Source organism: Roseateles saccharophilus, assembly GCF_031458095.1.
GTDB lineage: Bacteria > Pseudomonadota > Gammaproteobacteria > Burkholderiales > Burkholderiaceae_C > Pelomonas > Pelomonas saccharophila_A.
In genome coordinates, this window is record NZ_JAVDXU010000002.1 from 982123 (window position 1) to 993192 (window position 11070).

Consider the following 11070-nt stretch of genomic DNA (forward strand, 5'->3'; position numbering starts at 1 on the left):
TCAGCGCTTGGGCAAAGCCCCTTTCGGCCCGTACTCCACGATCCTGCACCCCGCCCCCTGCGGGTTTTCGCAACAGGCCGCCAGCTTCTTCAAGCTCTCGCTGAACTGCTCGTCCCATTGCGTCTGGCTGTGCAGATTGCCCGGGCTCATCCAGTGCGATTGCGGGAAGCGCTTGGACCATTCGTCGCCGCCTTCCTGAGGCGCATTGCCGGTGGACTGCTTCATCGCGACCTGGCAGGAGTTCATATTGCCCATGCGGTGGCAGGCCGTGCAGGTGTTGCCGCGCGTCGTGATGCCAAAGGCGTGCAGCTTGGCCCAGGCCTTCTTGAAATCCTCACCAATCGCCTTGGGCTCGTAGAAGCCGAACGGGTCGCCGGGCAGCTGCGTCGTCTGCGCGATGTAGGGGCTGTACATGAAGGGGCCGCTGTCATGGCAGGTCACGCAGGCGGGCTGGCTCCAGGCGACCTGGTGCGGCGTCTGCCAGAGCTTGTCGGCCGGTACGGCCGGGCGCTTCAAGGTGCTGGGCGAGGGCACGGCGCGACCGTCGATGCCCGCGCCTGCGCTCAGCGGCGCCTTGGCCTTGGCGGTGAACCAACAGGTCTTGCCGTCCTTCAAGCTGTGCGAGATGACATTGATCTCGTCGAACAGCCAGCTGCCGGCGGGCCGCGCGACCTGCTTGCGGCAGATGGCGCTGATCTGGGCCGTCTTGTCATCGCGCAGTACGAGGGCACGGCTGCCGGGCACACACTGGCTCTGGGCGTCGGCCTGGGGCAGCAGCGAGGGCCGGTCGCAGCTCTGCGGCGCCTTGTCGGTCGGCACGGGCTTGCCGTCGACGGTGATGGGAATCTCCTCGCCAGCCATGCAGTTGAAGGCCGGGATCTCGGCGATCTGCTCGGCGCATTGGCGGCCGTACTCGAACAGCGTCTCGGCCTGGGCGGCACCGGCGAGAAGAAGCAACAGCAGGGCTCTCATGCGACCACCAGGCCTTTCTCCGCCAGCACGACGGCGCGTATGGCCTGGTGATAGCGGGCATAGCCGGTGCAGCGGCAGATGTGCTGGCCGACGGCGTCTTCGATCGCCGCGTCGAGCTGGTCGCGCCGGACGGGCTGCACGCGCAGCCGCCCCAGCAGCATCTCGGTGGCCATGACGAAGCCCGGCGTGCAGTAGCCGCACTGGAAGGCGAAGTGATCGAGGAAGGCCTGCTGCACGGCGCTGGGTTTTTCCATGCTGCCGGTGCCTTCCACCGTCGTGATGCTCTGGCCTTGCAGCAGGGCCACGGGCGTGGAGCAGGCGAGCATGGGCTGCGCCTGGCTGGTCGGTGCGCGGCGCGCCGCCACGGTGCAGGCCTTGCAGACGCCGATGCCGCAGCACAGCCGCGTGCCCGACAGGCCCAGCTCCTCGCGCAGGAAGTCGACCAGGGGCAGGTCGGTCGGCACCTCGGCCTTGACGGGCCGGCCGTTGACATGGAACTGGACGGGGACGAGTTGCTCGCTCATGACAAGGCCTTTTCGATGTCTGCAGCGGTGATGGGCAGCGAACGGAAGCGCTGGCCGGTCGCATGGGCGATGGCGTTGCCGATGGCCGGGGCGATGGGGCAGAGCACGGCCTCGGCAATGCCCTTGCCGGTGGTCTCGGTCGTCGGCAGCGGCGTGATGCTCATGCGCGCCAGCGGCACGTCTGCGCTCAGGGCAACGTGATAGCGGTCCAGGTTCCAGCGCCCGTCGCCCGCGCCGCCGGCTTCCAGCGGCAGGTCCTCCAGCAGTGCATAGCCGATGCCCATCGCGATGCCGCCCTGGGCCTGGCCCATCAGCAGATCAGGCTGGATGACCTTGCCGGCATCCACCAGCAACTGCACGTCGACGACGCGCGGCGCATAGCTCCTGGGCGCTATCTCGACGGCCACCAGCACGCCCGAGGGCGCATACAGGCTGCGGCCGTAGAGCGCTGCCTTGGGATTGGGCGGGATGACGTTCTGGCGCAGCACAGGCGTCCAGGTCGGCTGGCCGGCGGCCCGCAGCGACAGCCCGTCGATGGGCAACTGCAGCGGCGGCCCGGCCGGCACGGCATAGGTACCGGCCACCCAGGAGCCTTCGTAGACGCCATGGACCATGGCCGCCGACGTCAGCCCCGCCTTGTGGACCTGCGCCGCCAGCGCCCGCAGCGACAGCGGTGCCAGGCCCGGCGCCGTGAGATGACCCCTGTCCCAATTCGTCCTGCCCTGCACCTGGGCCAGAGGCACGCCCCACAGCGTGGCCGCCGCGGGCAGCAGGCCGGCCTGGAACAGCACCTGGCTGGCCTGGCTCGTCACATGGACCTGATGGAAGGCCGTCAGGCAGGCGCTGCTGGACATCGCGAAGGCCCCGGTCCAGTTCGGCTGGCTCCAGTCGCCGCCGGCATAGGTGCTGACGTCCAGCGCATTGAAGCTGCCGACATCGCCCATGATGATGTCGTGGGCGTTGTGGCCCAGCCAGCCAGCCGTGGAGAGGGCCAGCGTCGTCGCCGAGCCATTGCCCATGTCGACGCAGTTGGTGCGCACGGTCAGCCGCCCGATGGCGTCCATGGCGACCTCGGCCATGACGCCGTCCTTGCCCGTGCCATAGGCCTGGTTGGCCAGCGCAAAGCCGACGCCGTAGCGGATGCCCTCGCGGGCCTTGCGCGCCTTCACGGCCTCGCGGTCGCGCCACAGCGCGTGCTCGCGCGAGCGGCGGCAGATCTCGTGCAGGCGCATCTGCTGCGTCAGCGGCGCGCCGGTGATGGTGCGGTCGCCCTCGCGCAGCACATTGAGCTCGCGCAGCGCGATGGGGTCGCGCTTCAGCGCCACGGCCACCTCGTCCACCAGGGTCTCGACTGCGAAGCTGGCCTGGGGACCGCCAAAGCCGCGCATGGAGCCGGCGACGACGCCGGTGCTGGGCTGGGCGATGGCGTCGACATAGGCCTGCTTGATGTCGTAGCCGCTCAAGCCGCAATAGGCCGCCAGCATGGCGACGAACTGGCTGTAGTTGTTCTGGCCGCCGGAAGGCAGCACCTGCTGGCTGCCAAAGGCGAGGAACTTGCCGGTCTTGGCGTCCACCGCGATGCGCTGACTGATCTTGCTGGCCAGCTGCTTGAGGCCGCCCTGGAATTGCTCGTAGCGGTCCTGGGCGATGCGCACCGGGCCGTCGGCCAGGGCCGCCGTGACGGCCAGCAGCGGCGGGAAGGTGGAAACGTCGCGCCCGCCGAAGCCGCCGCCGGGGTAGCAGGAGTTCAGCACCACGGTGGCGACCTTGATGGGGCAATCCTTGCTGAACAGGGCCAGGCTGTCACCCGAGTCGCCGTTGGTGGCCTGGGTACCGAGCACGAGGTTCAGCGTGCCGTTGCCGGAACGGTCCAGCCAGGCCAGGCCGGCCTCGGGCTCCATGAACATCGGGTCCAGCACCTGCGTCGAATAGCTGCCGCCGAGCTGCAGCACATGGGGGCTGGGCGCCTGCAGGGCGTTGTCGATGCGGCCGCGCAGCCGGCGGGCGGTGCTGTTGTAGGGCTGGCTGGACGAGTCGGGCTGGTAGGGGTCGGAGGCATAGCCGACCTGCACCTGGGAGAAGGGCTCCAGGCCCGGGGCCTCATAACGCGTCAGGTAGTTGAACGGGCTGTAGGCCAACACCCAGGGCTGGGGCGGCGGCGGTGGCAGGCCGCTGGCCTGCACGACGCCGGGCTGGAACTGCAAGGCACGCTTGGCGCGGCGGCAGGCGTTGGCGTCGGCAAAGACCAGGATGGCCACCGGCTGGCCATAGAACTGCGGCGCCGTGCCGACCGGCACCAGCAGCTGGTAGACGCCGTCGGCGCCGGCGCTGGAGAAGGGCAGGCTGAGGTTGAGCGAGGCCAGGTCGCGTTGCGGCCAGGGGTAGCCGGCGAGGGCGGTCTGCGTGATGGTCAGCAGCGGCACGGCATCCACGCCCGCCAGGCGCTGCAGGTCCAGGCCGGTGAAGGTCAGGCCGGGCTGGGTGGCGCGCAGGATCATGGCCATGCGCTCGGGGCTGCTGCGGGGCCAGCCGGGCATGTCGACGGCGCGGAAATCGCGCGCATAGATCTTCTGGCCCGTGACCTTGGCCAGGCCATCGATGCGAAACCGCGCCTTGCCGGGGCCGCCGGACCAGTCGGGTGCGCCGGGCGGCGTGTGAGGCTGCACGGGCGTGCCCTCGGGCTGGGGCCGTGCGCCGGGGTTCTTCACGATGGCCGGCCGGGCCAGGGCCAGCTCGTGCACCAGCAGCGTCACCGCCGCCGCGCCGGAACCGATGACGCGGCGCCGCGTCAGTTGGAATGGCCCGTTTGTGTTCTGCGACACGCCTGTCTCCCTCCCATGCGATGGAGGGCGAGTGTGTCACCGCGACGACGCGGTAGCGAGAGGATCTGACCGGATTTGACCCGGGAGATCTGCCGGGTCACAGCGCCGGGCGGCTGCGGTAGAAGGTCATGGGCTCGGCCTTGAGCTGCTTGAGCACGTTCTTGCGCATCGCGCCGACGACATGCATCTCGCAGGGCTTGCAGTCAAAGCGCAGCGTCAGCCTGTCCTCGCCATGGGTGAGCGTCAGCGGCTCGGCACGCACCGTGCCCTGCACGCCTGTCACGCCCTTGGCCTGCTTGGGGCAGAGGCTCAGCGACCAGCGCACGCAGTGCTTGGTGATCATCAGCGGCACCTCGCCCAGCTCCTCGTGGCTCTCGTAGGCGGCACCGACGACCTTGACGCCGTGGCGGGCGTAGAAGGCGGCGGCGCGGCCGTTGTAGACATTGGCGAGATAGCTCAGCGTGTCTTCGGGATAGGGCACGGGCGGCTCGACGGGCCGGGCGCGCGGCAGGCGCTGGAATGCATCTTCACGAGCGGCTTCAAGCGCCGCAATGCCGTCGCGCCGCAAGGCATTGAGCTTGCTGGCGGGCAGGAAGAGGGCCTCGCCGCGCATCGCCAGACGCACCCGGCGGGCTTCGAAGATCGTGTCGCCTAGCTTGGCCAGGCCTTCCTGCAGCTGGTCCCGCGCTTGGCCTGCGTCGCGCGCCGGTTCGTGGGCATGCGGCAGCTTCACGCTGGCCTTGGCGCCGGTCTCGTCCTTCAGGCTGAGCTCGAAGCCGTCGTTGACCTGGGCCAGCGTGATGTCCACGGCAATGCGGCGCTCGCTGCTGGGCTTGGCCAGCAAGCGCTCCCAGGCCATGTCGCGGTTGCGGTTGACCGCCGTGCCGGGGAAGAGATCCTTCAGGTCGCTGAAGGCCTGGCCCTTGGACAGATTCGGCTCGATGCGCCAGCGCGTTCCGCCCAGCGGCGTCGCCACATTGACCGGCACACCCTGCAGCTCGCCCTGGCGGTCCCACCAGGTCAGGGCGTCACCGTTGTTGACGACCTTGAGCGCATCGCCCGTGTCGATGTCGAAGTCTTCGGCGCCGACGCGCACGATGTCGCCCAGCGGCAGGCCGGCGTGCTTGGGGCTGTCAAAGGCGCCGATGTCGATCTTGCGGCCATTGACGAAGTAGTCGGTGCCGCCACGGTTGAAGGCCTGTTCGGGCTCGGGCGTGAAGGTGAACGTGCAGCGCCCATGGCCCGTCGCAGCCAACTCGGGGCGCTTGTCCATCAACGCATCCAGCAGCGAGCGGTAATGGGCCGTCACGTTCTTGACGGTGGCCATGTCCTTGTAGCGGCCTTCGATCTTGAAGCTGCGGATGCCGGCGTCGATCAGCGCCTCGAGGTTGGCGCTCTGGTCGTTGTCCTTCAGGCTCAGCACATGCTTGTCGTGGGCGACGACGCGGCCCTGCGAGTCGGTCACCGTGTAGGGCAGGCGGCACTCCTGGCTGCAGCTGCCGCGGTTGGCGCTGCGCCCGGTGTGGGCGTGGCTGATGAAGCATTGGCCGCTGTAGGCCACGCACAGGGCGCCGTGCACGAAGAACTCCAGCGTCGCCTGCTGCACCTGCTCGCGGATGGCGATGATCTGTTTCAGGTCCAGCTCGCGCGCCAGCACCATTTGGGAGAAGCCGACGTCCTGCAGGAAGCGCGCCTTCTCGGGGGTGCGGATGTCGGTCTGGGTGCTGGCATGCAACTGTATTGGCGGCAGGTCCAGCTCCAGCAGGCCCATGTCCTGCACGATCAGCGCATCCACTCCCGCGTCGTAGAGCTGCCAGGCCTGCTGGCGCGCGCCCTCCAGCTCGTCGTCGCGCAGGATGGTGTTCATCGTGACGAAGATGCGCGCGTTGAAGCGGTGGGCATGCCTGACCAGGCGCGCGATGTCGCCGATCTCGTTGGGCGCCTTGTCGCGCGCGCCGAAGCCCGGGCCACCGATGTAGACGGCGTCGGAGCCATGGTTGATGGCCTCGATGCCGATGTCGGCATCGCGGGCGGGGGCGAGCAGTTCGAGGCGGGTCGTGGGTGCGGCGGCCATGCCGGATTTTAGGAAGCCGCCGGCAATGCCGGGCCTGCGGCCACTTCCTTGGCGACCTCGTCCACCAGCGCCCGCAGCCAGCGGTGCGCCGGGTCGTCGCGGTAGCGCACATGCCAGGCCATGTGGACCGGGAAACTGCCCAGGTCCACCGGCGCGGGCAGCACCTTGAGCCGCCGGTCCTGGGCCAGGTGGCGGCAGATCAGGCGTGGCAGCGTGGCGCAGTAGTCGGTCACGGCCACCATCTCCGGGATGGCCAGGAAGTGCGTGACCGACACCGCCACATCGCGCTTCAGGCCCTGGCGCTCCAGCGCCTGGAACAGGCCCACGCGCAGCCGCCCCGGCGGCAGCATGTTGACGTGCTTGAGGCTCTCGTATCGGGCGCGGGTCAGGCGCTCGCCCACCGTCGGGTGGTCGGCGCGCACGATGCAATCCAGGCCGTCGTCGATGAGGTGCTGCACGACGAGGTTGTCGGGCGGGTCCACGATGCGGCCGAGCACGAGGGCCGTCGTGCCGGAGATGACGCCGGTGTCGGCCAGGTCGCTGCCGTAGGGCGTGAGCCGCAGCTTGATGCCGGGCGCCCGCTCGCGCAGCCGCGCGACGATGGCCGGCACCAGCACGAACTCCACGTAGCTGTTGGGCGCGATGGTGAGCAGCAGCTCGGCGCGCGCCGGGTCGAAGGCCTGCTGGCCGAGGATGACGCCGTCCAGCGACGCCAACGCCGCGGCGATGACGGGCGCGAGCTCCTGCGCCTTGGGCGTGGGTTGCATGCCGTAGCGCTCGCGGATGAAGAGCGGGTCCAGCAGCAGGGCGCGCAGCCGCGTGAGGGCGTTGGACAGGGCCGGCTGCGTGATGTTGAGCCGGGCGGCGGCGCGGGTCACGCTGCGCTCCTGCATCAGGGCCATGAAGACGGGCAGCAAATTGAGGTCGTAACGCATGCAGATATGTTGATTGGCGAATATCTGGAATTCAATAGATAAATTGGATGAATTGCTGCGCCGCATCCATTCTTCGGTCATCCCTCAGCAACCCCTGATCTGGAGACCGCCATGACCACCCCCACCCTGTTCACCCCCACCCGTCTGGGCGCCATCGAAGTGAAGAACCGCATCGCGATGGCCCCGCTGACCCGCTCGCGTGCCGGCATGGACGGCGTGCAGACGCCGCTGGCCGCCACCTACTACGCCCAGCGCGCCTCGGCCGGCCTGCTGATCGCCGAGGCCACCAACATCTCCCGCCAGGGCCGCGGCTATGCCTACACGCCGGGCATCTACACCGACGCCCACGTCGCGGCCTGGCGCCCGGTCACCGACGCCGTGCACGCCGCCGGCGGCAAGATCGTGCTGCAGCTCTGGCATGTGGGCCGCATGTCGCATGTGGGCCTGCAGGAGGGCGGCGCCGCGCCCGTGGCGCCCTCGGCCATCCCCGCCGGCGGCAGCGTGTTCACCGAACAGGGCTTCGAGCCGCCGTCGATGCCGCGCGCCCTGCGCACCGACGAGATCCCCGCGCTGATCGAGGACTACCGCCAAGCCGCGCTGCGTGCCCAGGCGGCCGGCTTCGACGGCGTGGAGGTCCACGCCGCCAACGGCTACTTGCTGGAGCAGTTCCTGCGCGACAGCACCAACCAGCGCACCGATGCCTACGGCGGCTCCATCGAGAACCGCGCCCGCCTCACCCTCGAGGTCGTCGCGGCGGTGGCCGGCGTCTGGGGCGCCGATCGCGTCGGCGTGCGCCTGTCGCCGCTGTCCACCGCCATCGGCGACACCCCGCTGGACAGCACGCCGATGCAGACCCACGGCTACCTCGTGGCCAAGCTCAGCGCGATGGGCGTCGCCTATCTGCATGTGATGGAAGGCCAGATGCATGGCGGCAACGGCGCCGACGCCTTCGACATCCGCGCACTGCGGGCGGCCTTTGCCGGCGCCTACATCGCCAACAACGGCTACGAACGGCAGACCGCGCTGGACGCCACCGCCCAGGGCCGCGCCGACCTGGTCGCCTTCGGCCGCGCCTTCATCGGCAACCCCGACCTGGTGGCGCGCCTGCGGCACAACCGGCCACTGTTCGACGCCCCCCAGTCGAGCTACTTCGGCGGCGGCGCCGACGGCTATACCGACTTCACCCAGCCCCAGGCCGCCTGAGCCGGCCTTGCATTCCCCTCGGCTGGCCGCAACTGCCGCGGCCGGCCCTCTACCACCTCACCCGAAGATCCCGTCATGAACAACTTCAACCTCTACGTCCCCACCCGCATCCTCTTCGGCCAGGGCCAGATCGCCGGCATCGCCAAGCAGGTGCCCGCCGGGGCCCGCGTGCTGGTCACCTACGGCGGTGGCAGCGTGCTGGCCAATGGCGTCATGGCCCAGGTGCGCGAGGCCCTGGGCGAACGCCTCGTCGCCGAGTTCGGCGGCATCGAACCCAATCCCGACTACGCCACGCTGATGCGCGCCGTGGCCCTGGGCCGCGAGCAGGCCATCGACTTCGTGCTCGCCGTCGGCGGGGGCTCGGTGGCCGACGGCAGCAAGTTCATCGTCGCGGCCATGCCCTACGAGGGCGACCCCTGGGAGCTGCTGACCGGCCAGGGCAAGGTCAAGTCGGCCGTGCCGCTGGGCGTGGTGCTGACCCTGGCCGCCACTGGCTCGGAGATGAACTCCGGCGCCGTCATCAGCCGCCGCGAGACCGGTGACAAGCTCTACTTCGGGTCCGAGAAGGTCTTCCCGCGCTTCGCCGTGCTGGACCCGAGCACCCTGTTCAGCCTGCCGCCGCGGCAGACGGCCAACGGCGTGGTGGACGCCTTCGTGCACACCGTCGAGCAGTACCTGACCTACCCGGTCAACGCCAAGGTGCAGGACCGCATGGCCGAGGGCTTGCTGCTGACGCTGATCGAGGAAGGCCCCAAGGTGCTGGAGCAGCCGGGCGACTACGACGCCCGCGCCAATGTGATGTGGGCCGCCACCATGGCCCTCAACGGCTACCTGGGCGCCGGCGTGCCGCAGGACTGGAGCACCCACATGCTCGGCCACGAGATCACGGCCGTGCACGGGCTGGACCATGCGCAGACCCTGGCCATCGTGCTGCCCGCCATGCTGGCGGCGCGCCGCGCGCCCAAGCGCGCCAAGCTGCTGCAGTATGCCGAGCGGGTGTGGGGCCTGCGCGAGGGCAGTGAGGATGCTCGCATCGACGCCGCCATCGCCGCGACCCGCGCCTTCTTCGAGCGCATGGGCGTGCCCACGAAGCTGTCCGGCCACGCCATCTCCGAGCCCCGGCTGGATGCCATCCTGGCCAAGCTGCAGGCCCATGGCATGACCCAGCTCGGCGAGCACGGCGACGTCACGCTGGACGTCAGCCGCGCCGTGCTGGAAGCGGCCGTCTGAAGCTCAGCGCGTGAGCCGGTAGATGAGCAGGGCGGCGCGGATGGCGCCGCGCTCGATGGACGAGACGTCCAGCCACTCGTCCGGCGTGTGGGCACCACCACCCGCCGCACCCAGGCCGTCCAGGCTGTCGACGATGGGCGCGACGAACTGCACATCGCCGGCGCCGCGCTGGCCCGGCGGGAAGGCCACGACGCTGCCCATGCCGGCATCGGCGCTGGCCGCTGAATAGGCCTCCAGCACCTTCAGATTGCCCGGCGTGGGCGCCATCGGCGGATAGCTCTCGTGGAAGCTGATCCTGGAGCGCGTGCCCGGCAGGGCCTGCTCGACGATGGCCTGCATGCGTTCGCGCGCTCGTGAACCCTGGGCCTCGCTCAGGTAGCGCAGGTCGCCGCGCACCTGGGCATCGCGCGGGATGACATTGGTCTTGCCGAAGGCCTGGCCCTGGCTCTCGCCGTCGTCCCACTTCGCGCTGGTGCCGGCCACCACGGTGGCGGCATTGAAGGTCAGGTCGGGCTCGATGAGCTGCTCGCGAAAGGCGTTCAGCACGCGCGCCGCCTCGTACAGCGCACCATAGCCATCGCGGCCGAAGACGCCGGCCGAATGACCGGTGCGTGCCGTCACGTTCAGATGCCAGGTGCTCGAAGCGCGCCGCCCGACGGTAGCGGTGTCGCGGCCCTGCTCGTCCTTGGCCGCGCCCTCGAAGGCCAGGGCCACGTCGCTCTGCTTTGCAGCGTCGATCAAGGCCGCGCGCGCCACCTCGGCCGGTGAGCCGACGCGCTCCTCGTCGCCGGTGAAGACGGCACGCACCGTGGTGCCCTGCAACGCACCGGCCTCGTTGAGGGCCCGCAGCGCCAGCAGGATGATGACGTCGCCGCCCTTCATGTCGGACACGCCCTGGCCGCGTACCCGCTTGCCGTCGGCTGCCCAAGGCGGCACCGGACTGTCCTTCTCAAACACGGTGTCCAGATGCCCGATCAGCAGCACGCGCTTGCCCTGGTTGCCGGTGCGCTCGGCCACCAGGTGGCCGGCCCGCTTCATCTCGGCCGGCATCTCGACCCAGCGCGTCTTGAAGCCCAGGGCCTCGAACTCGCTGCCGAACAGGGCGCCCACCTCGCGCACGCCGGCCGGGTTGAGCGTGCCGCTGTTGACGAGGACGCTGCGCTCCAGCAGCTTCAGCGCGTCGGGCGTCAGCCGCTTCACGTGGGCGACGATCTGCGCCTCCCGGGTGTCCAGGCCGGCCGCCAGGGCCGAGGACGTGGCAAGCAGCAGGGCGAGGGCGCTGAGGACGGCGTGCGGCTTCTTCATGCCCC

The 11070-nt window shown here is 69.9% G+C and carries 8 protein-coding genes; 2 read left to right on the forward strand and 6 right to left on the reverse strand.

Going from position 1 to position 11070, the window contains the following annotated elements:
- The 5 genes from J2X20_RS17240 to J2X20_RS17260 all read right to left on the reverse strand — a co-directional run bounded on the left by J2X20_RS17240 (position 1) and on the right by J2X20_RS17260 (position 7327).
- Positions 1 to 972: a hypothetical protein gene (locus J2X20_RS17240; RefSeq protein ID WP_310267079.1), complete on the reverse strand. Its 972-nt coding sequence runs from the start codon at positions 970 to 972 to the stop codon at positions 1 to 3.
- The gene (locus J2X20_RS17245; RefSeq protein ID WP_310267080.1) at positions 969 to 1496 is read right to left on the reverse strand and encodes a (2Fe-2S)-binding protein; all 528 of its coding nucleotides are present in this window, start codon (positions 1494 to 1496) and stop codon (positions 969 to 971) included. The genes J2X20_RS17240 and J2X20_RS17245 overlap by 4 nt, the downstream gene beginning before the upstream one ends.
- A complete protein-coding gene (locus tag J2X20_RS17250) occupies positions 1493 to 4318 on the reverse strand; it encodes a xanthine dehydrogenase family protein molybdopterin-binding subunit (protein WP_310267082.1) in 2826 nt (941 codons plus the stop codon). Before J2X20_RS17250 ends, J2X20_RS17245 begins: the two co-directional genes overlap by 4 nt.
- Positions 4319 to 4415: 97 nt before the next feature.
- A complete protein-coding gene (locus J2X20_RS17255) occupies positions 4416 to 6392 on the reverse strand; it encodes a peptidase U32 family protein (RefSeq protein WP_310267085.1) in 1977 nt (658 codons plus the stop codon).
- Positions 6393 to 6400: 8 nt separating this feature from the next.
- Positions 6401 to 7327: a LysR family transcriptional regulator gene (locus tag J2X20_RS17260; RefSeq protein WP_310267087.1), complete on the reverse strand. Its 927-nt coding sequence runs from the start codon at positions 7325 to 7327 to the stop codon at positions 6401 to 6403.
- 111 nt (positions 7328 to 7438) lie between these two features.
- On the opposite strand from J2X20_RS17260, the gene J2X20_RS17265 reads away from it, so the two are divergent.
- Both J2X20_RS17265 and J2X20_RS17270 read left to right on the forward strand, forming a co-directional pair.
- The gene (locus J2X20_RS17265) at positions 7439 to 8530 is read left to right on the forward strand and encodes an alkene reductase (RefSeq protein ID WP_310267089.1); all 1092 of its coding nucleotides are present in this window, start codon (positions 7439 to 7441) and stop codon (positions 8528 to 8530) included.
- 75 nt (positions 8531 to 8605) lie between these two features.
- Entirely contained in the window at positions 8606 to 9760 is a 1155-nt protein-coding gene (locus tag J2X20_RS17270) for an iron-containing alcohol dehydrogenase (protein WP_310267091.1), read from the forward strand.
- A gap of 3 nt (positions 9761 to 9763) precedes the next feature.
- Here the strand turns inward: J2X20_RS17270 and J2X20_RS17275 are convergent, their stop codons facing one another.
- Complete coding sequence (locus J2X20_RS17275; protein WP_310267094.1) at positions 9764 to 11065, reverse strand: M20/M25/M40 family metallo-hydrolase; 1302 nt, start codon at positions 11063 to 11065, stop codon at positions 9764 to 9766.
- Between the last annotated feature and the right edge of the window lie 5 nt (positions 11066 to 11070).